This is a genomic window from Paraglaciecola chathamensis S18K6 (genome assembly GCA_000314955.1).
Classification (GTDB): domain Bacteria; phylum Pseudomonadota; class Gammaproteobacteria; order Enterobacterales; family Alteromonadaceae; genus Paraglaciecola; species Paraglaciecola chathamensis.
The window spans coordinates 1-16,373 of sequence record BAEM01000024.1 but is presented as its reverse complement, the minus strand read 5'-3'; the positions used below and the strand labels follow the sequence as shown (position 1 = coordinate 16,373).

The 16,373-nt window shown below is 41.0% G+C and carries 13 protein-coding genes and 1 CRISPR repeat array; all 13 genes read right to left on the bottom strand.

Annotated features, from left to right (window positions below; all coding sequences use genetic code 11):
- Positions 1-2: 2 nt before the first annotated feature.
- Positions 3-570: direct repeats of the CRISPR family, unit length 28 nt; unit sequence TTTCTAAGCTGCGTGTGCCGCAGCTAAC.
- Between the two features lie 128 nt (positions 571-698).
- A complete protein-coding gene (gene cas6f / locus GCHA_RS07815; RefSeq protein ID WP_007986852.1) occupies positions 699-1,298 on the bottom strand; it encodes a type I-F CRISPR-associated endoribonuclease Cas6/Csy4 in 600 nt (199 codons plus the stop codon).
- A gap of 6 nt (positions 1,299-1,304) precedes the next feature.
- Entirely contained in the window at positions 1,305-2,288 is a 984-nt protein-coding gene (gene csy3 / locus GCHA_RS07810) for a type I-F CRISPR-associated protein Csy3 (RefSeq protein WP_007986850.1), read from the bottom strand.
- A 51-nt stretch (positions 2,289-2,339) separates the two neighbouring features.
- Entirely contained in the window at positions 2,340-3,320 is a 981-nt protein-coding gene (gene csy2, locus GCHA_RS07805; protein ID WP_007986848.1) for a type I-F CRISPR-associated protein Csy2, read from the bottom strand.
- Between the two features lie 2 nt (positions 3,321-3,322).
- Complete coding sequence (gene csy1, locus GCHA_RS07800) at positions 3,323-4,678, bottom strand: type I-F CRISPR-associated protein Csy1 (protein WP_007986846.1); 1,356 nt, start codon at positions 4,676-4,678, stop codon at positions 3,323-3,325.
- Between the two features lie 11 nt (positions 4,679-4,689).
- A complete protein-coding gene (gene cas3f, locus GCHA_RS07795; protein ID WP_007986844.1) occupies positions 4,690-8,118 on the bottom strand; it encodes a type I-F CRISPR-associated helicase Cas3f in 3,429 nt (1,142 codons plus the stop codon).
- The gene (gene cas1f, locus GCHA_RS07790) at positions 8,115-9,101 is read right to left on the bottom strand and encodes a type I-F CRISPR-associated endonuclease Cas1f (RefSeq protein ID WP_007986842.1); all 987 of its coding nucleotides are present in this window, start codon (positions 9,099-9,101) and stop codon (positions 8,115-8,117) included. The genes cas3f and cas1f overlap by 4 nt, the downstream gene beginning before the upstream one ends.
- Before the next feature lie 114 nt (positions 9,102-9,215).
- Positions 9,216-10,055 (bottom strand): helix-turn-helix transcriptional regulator, encoded by an 840-nt coding sequence (locus GCHA_RS07785; RefSeq protein ID WP_007986840.1) that lies wholly within the window; start codon positions 10,053-10,055, stop codon positions 9,216-9,218.
- Between the two features lie 607 nt (positions 10,056-10,662).
- The gene (locus GCHA_RS07780) at positions 10,663-10,989 is read right to left on the bottom strand and encodes a YbaB/EbfC family nucleoid-associated protein (RefSeq protein ID WP_006991930.1); all 327 of its coding nucleotides are present in this window, start codon (positions 10,987-10,989) and stop codon (positions 10,663-10,665) included.
- Between the two features lie 30 nt (positions 10,990-11,019).
- Positions 11,020-13,695: a DNA polymerase III subunit gamma/tau gene (gene dnaX, locus GCHA_RS07775; protein ID WP_007986837.1), complete on the bottom strand. Its 2,676-nt coding sequence runs from the start codon at positions 13,693-13,695 to the stop codon at positions 11,020-11,022.
- A 9-nt stretch (positions 13,696-13,704) separates the two neighbouring features.
- On the bottom strand, positions 13,705-14,241 hold the full coding sequence (gene apt / locus GCHA_RS07770) for an adenine phosphoribosyltransferase (RefSeq protein ID WP_007986835.1): 537 nt from the start codon (positions 14,239-14,241) through the stop codon (positions 13,705-13,707).
- A gap of 240 nt (positions 14,242-14,481) precedes the next feature.
- Positions 14,482-15,243, bottom strand: a complete 762-nt coding sequence (locus GCHA_RS07765) for an HvfC family RiPP maturation protein (protein WP_007986832.1) — start codon at positions 15,241-15,243, stop codon at positions 14,482-14,484.
- Positions 15,244-16,092, bottom strand: a complete 849-nt coding sequence (locus GCHA_RS07760) for an HvfB family MNIO-type RiPP peptide maturase (protein ID WP_007986831.1) — start codon at positions 16,090-16,092, stop codon at positions 15,244-15,246.
- 129 nt (positions 16,093-16,221) lie between these two features.
- On the bottom strand, positions 16,222-16,373 hold a 152-nt coding region (locus tag GCHA_RS23310; protein ID WP_437123582.1), incomplete at its 5' end, for an HvfA family oxazolone/thioamide-modified RiPP metallophore.

Below are 16,373 nucleotides of genomic sequence, written 5' to 3'. Positions count from 1 at the left end.
ACTTTCTAAGCTGCGTGTGCCGCAGCTAACTCGTGTTCTGTACTCCAATTGTGCGCCTGTGCTTTCTAAGCTGCGTGTGCCGCAGCTAACTCAAATTCAAATTCATTAGTGTTATCAATTCCTTTCTAAGCTGCGTGTGCCGCAGCTAACATTGCCACCACGGATAGGGTTAAATCACGATTTTTCTAAGCTGCGTGTGCCGCAGCTAACATGATGGCGGGAGCGATATTGGGAACGTTGACTTTCTAAGCTGCGTGTGCCGCAGCTAACCGAAAATGGCGAAAGTTGCCAGTACCGCCAATTTTCTAAGCTGCGTGTGCCGCAGCTAACTTAGATACTTGAATTGACTGTTGATCTCGGCTTTTCTAAGCTGCGTGTGCCGCAGCTAACGTTGTTGAGTCTGAGTTGATCTTGTCCGTTCCTTTCTAAGCTGCGTGTGCCGCAGCTAACTCGCCCCCATGAAACTTTTCACCTGGTGCAATTTTCTAAGCTGCGTGTGCCGCAGCTAACCGGCACATGCGTTTGCACAGCTCATAGCTTTGTTTCTAAGCTGCGTGTGCCGCAGCTAACAGCAGTCTAACAGACAAAAAAATAGCTACAACAATCACTTATCGAAAATAGGGAGATTTACCCCTAATTTTAAGCGATATTGTAGCCATATGATTTATAACGATTTTTTAAAGAGCAAAAAATAAAGGTTAAAACTTTGGTAATGGCGCTTTTCTATTAAACCCATATGTATTGAACATCACGGGATTACTACTTTGCTCTGTGACTTTCCTAGCAATGCTCATATTGAATTCATCATTGCTTGTAAGACTTTTCATCTTGATAAATGGCAATGCTTTATCTTCATCTGCCATTTTATAATCAGAAAAATGTTTACTAGCTTGTTCAAGCGTTTCGTTATGCCGTTTCATTCTTCGCCTGATATGTTTATCTGGGCTTCCCGACTTTTGCCGTCGACTAAAGCTTTCAAAACTACCAATATTCGCAGGCACTTCTGTGATATTTTTAATATGCACATAGTCGTCTAATCGATTTAACCATTTTTGAATATTTAATCGTTTTAAGTCCGTTTTATTTTCGGAAAACAAACGAAGTTTATTTCCGATAAATGCCGTGGCATTGTTGGCGTTTTCTCTATAGTGAGGGAAACTCACAGCAACAGGAACTTGTTTGTTGCTGTCTTGTATTTCCACTAAAGCTAAATGCACCTGCATCATAACTTTAGACCATAAAAAATGAACGCCAATATCGTCACTGGGTAATAAGGTGATATCGATATAGTGTTTCATATTAGTTTATTCCCCAAATACACCACCACGAATTAACATCGCCATAATATAGTGTTGTTGTTCAACCGCTGGCTCTTTGCCTTTGATCATCCAAGCATCAAGTAAATTATAAAAGTCTGTTTTTTCTTTTGGTTGACGATAAGCTGCGCCACGATTTGTTACTGAACCATAAGGTTCAACAGCAATTGGACCAACTTCATCTACCGCTGGGTGCCAAGTATCTATTGTGCGTAATGCATTGCCGATTTTTTGAGAGTGCATCGCGGCTTGCCCATCAAGCTGGTATAAAAATTTACTTTTATCGCCTTTGCCGCCACCCATCACTAATTCTTGTGATGGGTATACAGCTTGGCCTTCGCCTAATTGGCTATAAGCTTCTACTTTTATAAGAACATGATTATCGGTTAAACCCTGTTGAATAAATTGTGCAAGTTGTATAATTTTTTCGTCACTTGAAAATTCACGTAATGAATAGTCTTGGCAATTAAACTCAATGGTTTGATTTTCCACGGTTACAACAACTTTTACGTTTTCGGCACCTACTCGGTTGCGCCATAAAAAACGAGCACTAGCAATATTGAAAGCATAACGTTTTGACAATTCCTCAAAACTTACATCTGTTTGGTATTGTTTTATTTTTTCAGCCAATTCCGCTTGATAATCAGGGTTATTACAGGTTGATGGGGTTGCCAAATTACTTAATACCCTTAAGGTAAAAACAACTTTTAATGTATCTGTACTATGTGCTAATGCGGCAATATCAACTGTTTGTAAATTAGCTTTAGATACTTCTGCATCTAATTTTGTTGGATCATTTGCCGTTGCTGCTTTTAAGCGGTTTGAAATTGTGCCACGTACTGCTTTTTCACCCACTTGTATTGATTGCCATGCTTTTTGCTCCCAGTTACCTGCAAACATGAGTGCATCTGATGGTACTAATTTAGCTTCAAATGCTAATACTGATGGTGTTTTTAATTTAACTTCAGCCATTTTTATTACTCCATTGATAAAATATTTTGTTAATTTTTTTACTAAACATTTTTAAAAGTTCATTGCTTCATCATGATCAAAACTATCAGGTTCAATAATTTCGTCTTCGAAAGGGGTTGTTTTAGCGACATACCAAGGATATTGATGTTCATAACGCCAAAGGGTTATTTCAATATTTTGTATGTTATGTAGGCTTTTCCATTCACCTACACTATAAGCACTTTCAGCAAAGACAGTAGGAACTGTTGAATCTCTTACATTGCTCACTTCGCCCGCTTCATAAATTGTAGAGATGGCACAATAACCGGTATTAATCGGCACTAAATAGCCACTTTGCGGTTTCGCTACATAATGCCAATTAGCTTTTTGATTTACGTTTTCAAGGTCTTCGCTTTCTTGTTCATCTTCACTTTTTATTTTTTCAGTTTTAAATTTAAGCTGAGAAAAATCACACCATGCATCAAATAAACAAGCGTTATCATTTATCTCTTTTTGCTGTTGAAAATGCTGAGCTAAATAATCACTGCGATCAATTAAGGCAAAACCTGGCATTAATTTTCGTAATGTTTTTTGCTCTTCATTTAACGGGGTTAACTCAATACTTTCTATATGCGTAATTTGACCGCCTGCTAAACGTAACGCTGGCACGTTTTGTTTTACATGTTCAATTAATTGTTCTGTCGTTTGTGTATCGCCTGCAATCAAGCCATTAATTTCAATCAACAAAGATATTTGCATATGCATGCGCCCTTCTTCATTAATAGGTGCCGTCTTGCCTTGGTGAGTTAACGGGTTGCGGGATAATGCAAAAACATAGTCGCCCCACCCTTTAGGTTGTCTTGCGTGTACTGTATTTTTATGACTAATTACGGCAACACCACCTAAATTAACGGCTAACGTTTCAGGTAATGTACGTGATAATGCATGGGCAAAACCCAAGAAATTAGTGATGGCAGGAAAACCATACGTTAAACCGGCAATAGCATTGGCATTTTGTACCGATACCTTTTTAAGTAATAAATATTGGCTCATGGTTACGCCTCCGCTAATTTTGGTGTGTTGCGCTCAAAACGTTTTAACTGATGCAAACACACTTTAGAAAAGTAAGCGTGTTCGATATCACCCAAGCGGTATTTTTCATCATTTTTTAATTGCTTAATTAACCAACTGGCAAAATCAGCCGCTATTACAGCTTGCCAGTCGAGCTTTTCACGTTCACGCTGGAAACTCTCATTAAGGTTATAAACATCAAGCCATAAAGCATGGGCATGTTTTAGTTGGCAATATGGTTCACTTGCCCAGCCTGCAGGTAATGTTTGAATATTGGTCGCGTGGATCATTAATTGATCGAGCATTGGTAAAATAAAGTGATAATCGCGCTTGTAACGGACTTTAAAATTATTTTCTTCAGGTTTTACATTGCTTAAAAAGGCTTTAAAGTCACGCAAGTACCCTGATACTTTATATGACAGTTGCCTGTTAAATAAGCTTGAACTATTTATTGGAGGCTTAGCTTGTGCTTGAAAAATAGGAGGCGCCGTATTTAATAAAAAATTCTGACCATAACGTTCACTATTTAACTGTGAAATATTTTGTGGTTTTGAACCGCCAAAGGTTTGTACGGCTGTATTTGGAAAGCTTACATCAATTCGTGCATCGTATTTATTTGCTCTACGGGCATCACGAATATCTTTTGAATCACCAAAACGGGTTTCGGTTACTTTTTTGTGCAATTTATGTGCAAGTGCTGATGAAAATAAAGGACATAATAAAAGATAACTGACAGAACCATCCTCTGACGTTATCGGAAAGTAAACCTGTTTACTTAAACTATGTGAACTAACCTTTTCATCGCCCAGTGCTAACTTAAAGCCATCAATCCAAGTTTGTAATAATTCGACATTATCAGTGAAAGCACTTAACGCTTGTGCATGGTTTTGTTGCAATTGCGTGATCAGGTTTTCACCATTTACCGTTATGTTTAGCAGCTTAGCCACATCTAGTGCTGCTGCGTTACCTACAGCATCAATTGCTTTATCTGTTAAGCTTGCTGTAACAAGGTATTGGTTATTTACAGTTTGATTATCTGTACATGGCTGACTTACTAAGATACTGCTAGCTTTGGCATCACTATGAGTGAATTTTGCCGCATGGGTTGCTAAACTGATTTGTTTAGCTCGTCTAGCTGCATCAGTTAGCCACACTTCAGGATTATAACTTCCTTCAATAGGTGACGATTTTTCTTCGTATTCGGCTTTAGCTGCCGCTATCTCTATTTCGTTTTCACTTTTTTCTAACACTTTATTTAGTGTTTTTTGAAAAGGTTCCAACTTAGATTTTTTGCGCTGCTCTATATAATCAGCTAGCGCTTGAGTTAATGTTGCTTCCATCGTTTTTCCTTTTACTTATTATCAAAAACACCTAGCTGCTCGTGCCAGTGCCAATTTAATTCTTGATCTTTACGGGGTTCTCTTAAGCCAGTTACACCAAAGGTTTCACTCACCTGTCGCAAGCTTTCATTTAATTTATCTGCAAAAATTTGATAGGTTTCTTCAACGCTTAAGTTAAACCACCAATGATTACCTTGGGCTAACCCAATCGATTGGTTTTCATCAATAAAGCGATTGCTTTGCTCTAAATACACAGGCGGATAACAAGTATCGTCAATTTGACTCCACGTTAACGCTTCATCTTCTTCTAACCGTAAAATAAACTCCTCTTGTGGTTGTGATTTTCGAAACTCGGTTTGATGAATAAATTCAGCACTCCAATCAATTACAGAGTTTTCATTCCACCAAAGAGCTGCGGGTTTATCTGAGTTGTAAAATAAGTCTTTTTTCTTTCCCCCAATAACATCCAATGTAACCCTTAATGCTCTGTGCTCTTGAATTGCAAACGACTTAATTGCATTAGCCATTTCTCTGTTATGACTTCCTATCGGAGCTTTAGCAAAATCCCCCCGGCTCATTTGAGGCTCAACGATCCTTGGCATTGCTGAAATATTGTCTAACTCTGTTGTTAATAATTCATTCAAATCTTTACTGTTGAGGGGGAGTTCTGGGGTTTCAAAACCAGGCTTACAGTAAGCCACTTGTTCACCTTTTAATGCGCGTATATTTTGGTTAAGCACAATCAAATTTGCAGTGGTAGGCGGAACTTGCCTATGCCGTTGTATACGCCCTGCTAACTGTATAATTGAACGGAGCGAGCTAGGCTCTGCAATTGCCCAGTCGTAATCATGGTCGCGCCCAACTTCCACTACAGATGTGCCTAATACAATAAACACATGATTGTCTGCCGATATTTTATTTAGTACATCAGCTTTTAATGCGTTGGCAATTTCAGGTTGTTGCCAAAGAGCTTGTTCATCATAGCGAGTTAAAGTTTTATCTAAGCGAAACTCTTTGTAAGAGCGTAGTGCTAACGGAAACTGTGAATGATAAATACAAAAATGAAATTTATAGTTAGCCCTTGGTGACATAGCTAATAGTATTTTTGCAACAGCAATCATCGGATTAATATTGGCCATTCTAACCACACCTATAGATACTTTTTTGCCGCTGCTATGAGTTACATGATGTTGGCTATGTAATTCATGAATTTGTTGGTGAATGCTATCTGCCACATTTTGATAAACCTGCTGATTTTTTTCATCAATATTTTGACCGGTTGAGTCACTATTATCAGTGTCAGGCAACTCAATATTAACGATTTTACCTTTACGTAATACTTTACTGTTAGCCGCTAATTTTTTTAAACGTAACTCAATAAAAGTGTTGTTTTTTTGTTTGAAGCCCTCTTTATTTTTTATTAATTCAACTTCACTTTTGTTTTCATCAAACCAAGCACAAACAACGCCTTGATTGCTATTATGTGGGAAATTAGCTTGATTATAATGTTTACGACCTGCGACATAAGCGTCGTATAAAGCACTGATAAGCGCGGGCGGTAAGGTTGCCGATGATAATAAAACCCGAGAACCTAACATACCTGCCCAGTTAACTAATCGGCATAGTGCAGGCAGGTCTTCTAAACCAAAATCATCGGGCTCATCTAAAATTAAGTCTGATGTTAATAACCGCAACATGGGCGCAATTTGTTTGCCGCCTCGTTTACTTTCTGTGGCTGGCATTAAATGGTCAATGGTACTAACCAAAATTGGCGCACTGATTAACTGCTCTAATTTAGGATTGCCTTTTAACCAATGCTTTAAACGCCCGTCGTAAATTTGGCCTTCGTAACTGACATATAATTGTTCAAAAAAGTCTTGCGCGGATTCGCTACCATGGTCAGGTTTTGCTGATGTTTCATCATCTTTATTTAATTGATGTAGTAATTTAACGGCATTAGAGCCAATTAAAACTGCGAGTTCATCATCACCTAATTTAAGTAGATCTCGATAAGCATCACCTGTTTGTAAGGTTAAAGTACGCAAACCTAAAGCAACTGAGAATCGACAACCTTCACGTTCATCCGCTATGGCATACATAATCCGTGCATTGGCCATGGTTTTTCCACAACCTGTTGATGCCATGTTAATACCAAAGAACCCCTGCTTTTCACTGGTTTTAGCAAATTCTTTTGACGCTTTAAACGCTTTGTCTTGCCATTGGTATTTACGATCTTTAGCACTTTGTGAAAAAAGCCTGTGCTGTGCCAATGCAGGTAATGTGTATTTTAAAGCGGGTAGATTTTTAGCGAATAGAAAAGCGTTATGAGCAACACCGATATTATGTTCATCTAATTTTTGTTTCAACTGATTCGTTTTTCTATCCGTATTGGCGTTAGCTTGATAGCTATCATCTCGCCACTTCATTTTTGAATCTTTAAGCTCAAGAGATGAATAATAATGATCAGCTAACATAAGTGACAATCTTGATAAATGACTGACAAAACGTTGATTAAGCCAATCCGTTTTTTCAGATAATTTCTGATAGCTCAAAGCTCGTTTAGAAATTTCACTTGCTTTGTTTTGCCATGCTTTGCTCAGTAATGGCGTACCATGAACAAAACGCCAATTAGCATTAATGACTGATGGCTCTATATCAGCCAGATTTTCTGCATTTTTAGAATTCCAATGACAATCAAAACATTTTGTAAGCCAATGTTCCGCTTCATCTAACTTAACCGAGTTAACTTGTGGGTAAGGTAACCGGTGATGCGAGACAATTAACCACGCTACTAACTTTCCAAACTGCGTATTATCACCAAACGAATTAAACGGGTTTTGATGTTTTCCGTTATCTTTAAATAGTATTTTGTGTATTTCATTTTCAGCGTGAGCAGCAATTGATTGCTGATTAATTTCTACCAGTTTTGTTAGCCACTCTTGATCGGTTAAATCTTTAATAAAGGCTTCAAACAATCTTAGCGATACCCACTCATGACGATATGGCTCAGATTTTGATTGTGTTTTACCTGCTAACTTTTGTTGAAATAAATCATTTGCTTTGCCAAAGTCATGAAATAGACCAGCAAGGCTTGAGGCCAACATTATTGCTTCATTTAGCTCCCAGCCGTTTTCCCATTCTTTATGCTCAATATCTAACTTGGTATAGTTAACCGCAACAACACCTTCACTATTAAACTTATGCTTATTCCCCACCACCCACATAAATTGGCTGCGTGCTCTCGAGCGAATCCAGTGACAGCTTACGGCAGTACTTTTACTGGCGGTTTGGCGTAGCATTTTTTTAACTGTGAGTAAGCCATCTTCTGTAATGACTGTTTGCCAGGTGTTGTCGCCAATGCGGTTAGCGAATGCGTCTAGCACTCTACGAGTTTTCTTCAGGGCACTTTTTTCGCACTGACTGACAAATGTAACCATCATAAGGCGTTGTTCTCTTCATTAGCGTTATCCGCCAGTGCTACCTTTTTAACTTGGTCAAACATAAAATCTAAAGCTTTGTGATCGGTAAACTTTTGCAGTATTTGTTGGCGGAATTCTTGCTCAGTGGCGTTTTCTTTGGCACAAATAAATGCCCACGGTAATATGATGGCGTCTTTGATTAAATCAGCTATATCAAATACCAAGGCACCACGACGGGTTTTACCATGCATAACAGCAAAACCGTGAGGTATGCCTAATACCCATAACGTACAAGCAGCGAGTCCGTAAGCTAGGTAATTACCATGATTTAAAAAGTCGTTGGCTTTGTCGATGTTATTTTTTGATGAGCCTTGATGCTGTCGAGTAAAATCTGTGGTGCCAGTGTTGTTAGCAGCGAATTTGTACAAAACTTTGGTTAGTTGAGCTTCGGTTAGTAATAACTCAGAGGATTTTTTAGCCGTGGTGGTACGTTGTTCAAAGGTGTCTAAAGCCGTTAAAATTTTATCGTCTGTGACCTTGAAACCTTCTGATTTGAGATCTTTGTCTTTGCTCCATACGTTACTTAAGTAGTCAATTCTGGCCAATTGAAACTTTTTAGCAGCGTTTAATCGCTTTTCATCGTCAAACCAAAAGCTCATCCAACCTTGAATATATTCTGTAGGGCGATATTCGCTTTGTGGGGTCATCCATTCGATTTCATTTGCCATATATAAGGGTGTTCCACCGCCACCTGCAAACCCAACTAGCACACCAGCTTGAGCTAACATACGCATAGCAGCTTGGGTAATAGAAGTACCATTTCCTAAAAGCACAACGGTGGAGTTTGCGATTGGAATATTGAAATACTGGTTTTCCTTTTGAGCTTCAGTTAAATAGAGCACTCGCCCGTCCTTTTGCATCACGCGGCAATATTCTAGGTAGTACATATTGGCTCGCTTAGAGTGCAAAATTGTTTTTAAATCTGAGGGCGAAAAGTCGTTCATTGCTTCAAAGTCCTTATTTAACTATGACCGATTGTTGGTGTATTTAAGCAACCAGTAAATCCCTGAAATAAAACCAGTAAACTTTGTTGGTAGGTATTTGCTTTTTAGACTTGCTTAGCCATTAAATAACCACGTTTGTATGTCTTTTTTGTTGGCGAGTACCAGTTGTTGGGCTTCTGGGTATTCATCTAGAAATTTAATATTTACTTGCATTTCTTGTAATACATACTGCGCTAGTGCGGCTCTGGTGGTAACGGTAAGTTCGCCATTTGTCATTTGATAGTCTTGCTCGATAACCCGTTTCTGCTCAGGTGAGAGCCTAAGGTCGGCAACGAATTTTAAATCGATGACGGTTTGCCATGCCTTATCGTTGCAGGGGGACACTGTTTCACCTTCAAGCACCTCTGGAGCGCCATTGAATCGACTGAGAACAAAGTCTCTAAACTGCTGATGTTTTTCATCAAATGCTCTCAGGTACCAGCGTAACCCGGTTTTTACAAACACATGAGGCTGAATTATACGACCTTCACCATTAGGACTTTTTAAAGACACATAATCCACTTCTAAACGACGGCGCAATTGAATAGCTTGTGTTAATGCGCGCATAACATCTGGCTTTACACTGCGTTTAGGTAGGTTTAAAGAGGCATTAGTTAGCGGCGTGCTGTTGGTTTTCGTCGTGAAATCCGTTTGCGTGTGTAACCATTCCAGATATTCATTAGCATCACCGGAGATATAACAACAAGCAAAGTCAGTGGTAGTAAAAAAACCTTTTAAACTCGGGTTATACGAAAGATTGAGCGGATGTAAACGTTGGTATTCAGCAATGTATTTTTGGGCTTGTGTTCGGCTTACGTGAAAATACTCGGTGATATGACGGCTATTCACTAATCCTTGCCAGTAAGCATGCATTTCTATAAACCAAAAACGGCTCTCAATATGTTGTTCGTTCATATTCATGTCCCTTTTCCAAGGTACATTTATATGCATATTGTGTTAAATACATCACATCTGTCCTTGAGCAACGACTAGTCTGCACTAAGGCGTTTGCCTATTTCATTAGCGCAAAATAATTCTCCATTTATCCACTCTACTCTTAAGGAAAATAACACGCAAGCAATGTTACTTTTTAGAGACGAAAAACAGTGATTTTCAAAGTAGCAGCATTAATAACTACCAGATGAGCTAAGTACAGGAGTAAATGCAGGTTTCATTATCGAAATGCTAGAAATAAGCTTTAGCGGACACAGTTATTTGAAAGTATTTTTTACGCTTGCCACTCTACTGAACAAGCTGCGGTTACTTTACCTAGGTTAGTTTGCAAAAGCAGGCCTACTAATATTGATAGCAATACCTGTCTGTCACGTAACACTGGAAGAAAATGAATAACAAGCGAGAGCTTGGCATTGGTCGAAACTGAGCTTCACGCGCCAATCGTGTAGATGGCTTCAATAAAAAAGCTCAAACAACTTGTTTGAGCTTTTGAAAAATTAATTTTGTCCCCTATTTGCCCCCATAGCTATTTAAGCGCCTGGACGTCAACAAATTCGGGACCTGCCAACTAGAATGGCATTTTAAAGCCAGGAGGCATCGCCATGCCGCCAGTGACGTCGGCCATTTGCTCTTTGGTCGTTTCTTGAACGCGGCGTACTGCGTCATTGATTGCCGCGGCAACCAAGTCTTCAATCATTTCCTTATCGTCTTCCATCAAGCTGTCGTCGATGTCAACACGGCGTACGTTGTGGTTACAGGTCATAGTAACTTTAACTAAGCCCGCACCCGACTCGCCCGTAACTTCCATTTTGGCTAGCTCTTCTTGTTTCTTCTGCATGCGCTCTTGCATTTGTTGCGCTTGCTTCATTACGTTGCCCATTCCACCTTTAAACATACTTTTCTCTCTTAATCTTTGGAATAAAATTTATCGTGCTTTGATTGAATCAGTCAGCACTTGTGCATTGAACATGTCTTTAAACATGCCAATGGCTTCATTGGTTTCTACTACCTGCTTAGCATGTTCCAACCGAACCCGATTGATACTTTGCTGCAAAGCAAATGGCGTATTGATTGCGTCACCTACATGTACTTCTAACTTAATGTCTTGCTGTAACACTTCGCTAAGAGCATATTGCAATTGCTCTTTGGCTGACTCAGTGTTGAGGTGCTCTTTACTTTGCACCAAATTAAGTATCACCTTTTCGCCCTCTCGCGTGAACTCTGAGTGCAAGGCAAGTTGCTTAGTTAGTGCTGCTACCTGCATTTGTGTTATCAAGGCGCTCCATTTATCTAATTGAGGCGCGATAGTGACTTTTTCACCCGATTCTAAAAATGCTGGTACGTCATAATTAACTTCACATTCTAAATCTTGTGCTAAGTGAGCAGTGGGGTCGAAAACCGTATTTTCAATTGCTTGTTCGTTACCTGAGAAATTCTCTTGCTCGTCAACCGGTGCAGTTACTGCATCTAAGGTCGTTTCACCGCGAGCGATATCATCTTGTGCCGCATTACCATTGTAGGCATCGTCAGACGCCCAAGGCGGTGCTTCTTCAGCATGAGCGGTATTATTTAGGCTTGGCTCGAATGCATTCTGGGTATTTTCATACTCGGAATTTACCACAGCAACATTTTCACGAGGCAGATCTTGATTAAGCTCATCTTGTGTCAGTGCATCATCCGCAGATGAAGTATCATGAGCGGCTGGCTGAGGAGCATTTTGAGCAACAGTGGTCGTAGGTTGTTCGGGAGTCGATTGCTTTCTTGGCACTGCTCCTGCCATGGGTTCAACACCCGGCCCACTGCCACCAGGCAAAAATTGACTGGTATCATACCCGCCTTCAGACTTTTTTACTGAAGGGGCATTCTCCTCTTCGTCTGTCGCTGTTTGCGTTAACTTTCGGCGCAGGGCGAGCAAACTTTCAGTCGTTTGGCTTTGTGGTTTTGACGCGTTCTGCATTTGGCTTTGCTCATCATGCGCGTCACTTGTTTGCTGAGCATACTCAGGTTGAATAAAATGCGCTGCTTCTTGCAAAATGTCAGCTTGCTGGGCTTCCATGTCTTGCATTTGCGCGCTGTAATATTCGTCATCATCAAACTGCTGAGCTGAGGCTTCATCTGCAGGCAGGTTTTGCTCTCGCCCCGCGTCTGTTGGTGCAGTATCGCCTGTAGGCTTTTGATGAGGCGGCTTAACGTCACTTTGCTTAATCGAAGACGGTTGCGACACTGCTTGCGCTTGCGGCGCGGCTGCAGTTTGAGTGTGCGCCGTGGCAGTTTGAGTGAGCGGAGCTGCAGTTAATTGAGAGCTAGCAGCCTCAGGTGTTATTTCAGCAACTTGTGGTTCTTGTTCTGTCTTTTCGGGCACGGCGTCAAGCGTTACTGTTGACGCTATTTGCGCGGTTTCTGATGATTCAGACTGTGCTTGTTGCTCTGGCGCTGGCTGCGTTGAAGGGCTTGGCGCTGGCTGCGTTGAAGGGCTTGGCGTCATCGCCACTAGCTCTTCTATGCTGGTGTTGCTCTGCACTGGGCTAAAAGCCAACATGCGCAGCAGTGTCATTTCAAGACCTGTTCTAGCATCCGCGGCAAACGGCATATCTCGCTTGCCCTGCAAGGTGATTTGATAAAGCAGTTGAATGTGCTCAGGCACCGCATTTTTTGCTAACTGATAAATGGCTCGCGCTGAAATCGTTTCAAGCTTACATGCGTCGGGCACAAACTGCGTCAGGGCAACTTGATGTAGCAAACTCATCAACTCGTTTAGCACTTGACTATAATCAACCGCTTGCTCTGACATCAGTTCAACTAACTCAAACACCAGGTCATTTTGCTTATTCAGCACGGCATTCAGTAACTTAAGAACTTGGGTTTTATCCATTAAGCCGAGCATGTCGGTGACGATGCTTAAACTGACATTGCCATTGCCTTGGGCGATGGCTTGGTCAGATAAACTTAATGCGTCGCGCATACTCCCCTGGGCTGCTCTTGCAAGCTGCGCCAGTGCTTCTGGCTCATTTTCAAGTTGTTCTTGGTTAAAAACATGCTTAAGTTGCTGGGCAATTTGTGCTCGCGATAGGGCTTTCAGATTGAACTGTAAGCAACGAGACAAAATGGTAATGGGTAGCTTTTGAGGATCGGTCGTGGCCAACAAAAACTTTACATGAGGCGGTGGCTCTTCAAGGGTTTTAAGCAAAGCGTTAAAACTATGCTTAGACAACATGTGTACTTCATCGATTAGATATACTTTATATCGGCCACGAGTGGGGCGATATTGTACGTTGTCTAGTAACTCTCGGGTGTCTTCAACTTTGGTTCGAGAGGCCGCGTCAATCTCTAAAAGATCAACAAAATTGCCCTGCTCTATCTCCACGCAGGTTGAACATTGACCACAAGGTTTTGACCCCATACCCAATTCGCAATTCAGACTTTTCGAGAAAATCCGTGCGATGGTGGTTTTACCTACACCACGCGTTCCAGTAAACAAGTAAGCGTGGTGTAAGCGGTCATTATCAAGTGCATTTGAAATGGCTGCGACTACATGCTCTTGACCGACTAATTCACTGAAGTTATTCGGTCGCCATTTTCGCGCTAGAACTTGATAGCTCATGTTATTTTATTACTCGCCTTCAAACTCGCAAATAGAATGACTTTGTACACCAATTTCTTGCAGCTTTGCTTCACCGCCCAGTTCAGGAAGTGAAATAATAAAGCCTGCGTGTTCCACTATACCGCCTAAACGTCTAATCAAATTAGCCGTGGCGATCATGGTGCCACCCGTGGCGAGCAAGTCGTCTAACATCAGTACTTTTTCGCCAGGTTTCACCGCATCTTCATGGATTTCAAGGCAGTCAGTGCCGTATTCAAGATCGTAGCTTTCGCTAATCACTTTACGCGGTAATTTATTAGGCTTACGTACCGGTATAAAACCAATACCGAGCTCAATCGCCAATGGCGCACCGAACAAAAAGCCGCGGGCTTCAGTGCCTGCCACTTTATCGAAATTGTATGGAGCAAACTCTTTGACTAAAAGTTCAATGCTCGACGTGTACGCTTTATGATCTTCAAGAATTGAAGTCACGTCACGAAATAAAATCCCAGGCTTGGGATAATCAGGTACGGTTTTAATAACCGACTTTATATAAGCAGCGGGCACAGCTTTCCCCGTTGTAATTGATAATTAAAAAACGACAGTTAAAGGAAAACGATCCAACCCAGAATGACATGCATTAATGGCAACGCCAATAACGTCAAAAGCCCAGCGGCTAAATATGTGAAATTGAACGGATCTTGAGAACCATTATTATCTTGCATTGAAAACCCCATTCGTCGCGATTTAACTAATATGAATTCAGCCGTAAATGGTAATTCAAACAGATAAAAATTGATAGCCCATTTACGCGCTAATCGAATAGGGTAACAAGATCTGTTCGTCCAACATTTGTTGAACAATTTGGTTAACGCCTTGTATTACTTGCTCTGACTCTAATTGAGGAAGGCTTTCAATCATACTTTGATGCAGAGATTCGAATGACAAGTGGGTATTATTTTCGATCGTGACCAGTAAATGGGCCGTCATCGCAGTAATGAGCGTGAAGTCCACTTGATCGTCACTGTCGCGGTGGATCACTAAATAAACCGGCTCTCCCGCTTCACTGGGTTGGTAATCTTGACTAATTTGATGCACTGGAAATTGATAACTAACAACACTGGCTAGCGGCGACAATTGCACGTCACTGACCGGTTGCGATGTGTCCCACGCTTGGCTTTCAATTTGAGATTGCGTCAATTTTCGAATAGATACCGCAAGCTCCATCCATTCATAATGCGCCAGCTCAGCCATAAATATTGGGTCGTGCTCTTGGCGCTCATATTCATTGCTTAGGTACTCAACAAATTCTTTACTAATGTCAGTAAAATACGGCGAGCGACATTCGTGCTCTGCAAAAAACTGCCGAGCAAGAGCATTCCACTGTTTGGTTGTATAAAGGCTCTCTAACACGGGAAAACCAGAACTGAGGAAGCCTTTGATATTGTTGAAGAACAGATCCCGATATATGGCCATGCGTCTTGGCTCTATATCATGAGAAAACGGATTATTATCTGGGTCTTTTAGATGATCGATAAAGGCCAATTGGGTCTTTTGAAAATCGTACATTTATGCCAAGTCCTTGTGGCTCACCGCCATCATATGCTTGTGTTGAATTTGGCGTATTTTCTCTACTTCAAGCAGCAGTTCTTCGATCGGCGGGATATTAAAATCACGCTCTAATAATGTGGGAAACACCCCATGTATTTCGTAGGCTTTTTCCAATAAATCCCACACAGGCTGAATAACATCCGCACCATGTGTATCAACCTTCAAGTCGTCTGCTTCGTCGTAATGCCCAGCGATATGCCCATATGCAATACGAGCTGATGGCATGGCCTTTAAAAACGATTCAGCGTCATAGCCATGGTTAATTGAATTGACGTATATATTGTTTACGTCTAACAGCATTTTACAGTTTGATTCTTCAAGAACCGCCAAAGTAAAGTCTTGTTCGCTGATCTGGGCATTGGGAGCCGCATAATAAGAAACATTTTCTAAAATCAGTGGGCGCTCAATAATATCTTGCACCTGCTTTACCCGTTCAACGACATATTTGACCGCTTCTTCACTAAATGGGATCGGCATTAAATCATACAAATGACCTTTGCCAGAACAATAACTTAGATGCTCGCTGTAATGCTGAATATTGTGTTTATCAAGAAAGGCTTTAACGTCTTTAACGAAGTTAATATCCAGCGGCTCTGGGCCACCAATCGACAATGAAAGCCCGTGAGTCGTAAACTGGCTAGTTTGGGTAAACTGGCTAAGCTGCTTCTGGTACTTTCCCCCTAACGGTATCCAGTTTTCTGGGGCGACTTCCCAAAAGTCGACAGAACGAGGGATATCATCAATTACCTCATTGATCATTTCACGGCGAAGCCCTAACCCCACACCTGATAAATGCTTACTCTGCATCACTTGCCTCTTCACTACTTATTGAAACTGACGCTATAACACTCATTGTAACGCGTTTCATAATTTATGTGGCCTATACAATAAAGGCCAGCAATGCTGGCCTTTATCCAAAAAAACGCTGGTTAAGCGTTAAGCTTGGCCACCACATTTGCCTTCGCCGCATTTGCCTTCTTTGGCTGCTTTGTCGCCGCCACATTTGCCTTCGCCGCATTTGCCTTCTTTGGCTGCTTTGTCGCCGCCACATTTACCTTCGCCGCACTTGCCTTCTTTAGCTGCTTTGT

Bases quoted from the DNA above. Each gene is read 5' to 3' on its own strand.
- GCHA_RS07765 (WP_007986832.1), bottom strand. From the start codon at position 15,243: ATGTACGATTTTCAAAAGACCCAATTGGCCTTTATCGATCATCTAAAA.
- cas6f (WP_007986852.1), bottom strand. From the start codon at position 1,298: ATGAAACACTATATCGATATCACCTTATTACCCAGTGACGATATTGGC.
- dnaX (WP_007986837.1), bottom strand. From the start codon at position 13,695: ATGAGCTATCAAGTTCTAGCGCGAAAATGGCGACCGAATAACTTCAGT.
- cas1f (WP_007986842.1), bottom strand. From the start codon at position 9,101: ATGAACGACTTTTCGCCCTCAGATTTAAAAACAATTTTGCACTCTAAG.
- cas3f (WP_007986844.1), bottom strand. From the start codon at position 8,118: ATGATGGTTACATTTGTCAGTCAGTGCGAAAAAAGTGCCCTGAAGAAA.
- csy2 (WP_007986848.1), bottom strand. From the start codon at position 3,320: ATGAGCCAATATTTATTACTTAAAAAGGTATCGGTACAAAATGCCAAT.
- GCHA_RS07785 (WP_007986840.1), bottom strand. From the start codon at position 10,055: ATGAACGAACAACATATTGAGAGCCGTTTTTGGTTTATAGAAATGCAT.
- csy3 (WP_007986850.1), bottom strand. From the start codon at position 2,288: ATGGCTGAAGTTAAATTAAAAACACCATCAGTATTAGCATTTGAAGCT.
- csy1 (WP_007986846.1), bottom strand. From the start codon at position 4,678: ATGGAAGCAACATTAACTCAAGCGCTAGCTGATTATATAGAGCAGCGC.
- GCHA_RS07780 (WP_006991930.1), bottom strand. From the start codon at position 10,989: ATGTTTAAAGGTGGAATGGGCAACGTAATGAAGCAAGCGCAACAAATG.
- GCHA_RS07760 (WP_007986831.1), bottom strand. From the start codon at position 16,092: ATGCAGAGTAAGCATTTATCAGGTGTGGGGTTAGGGCTTCGCCGTGAA.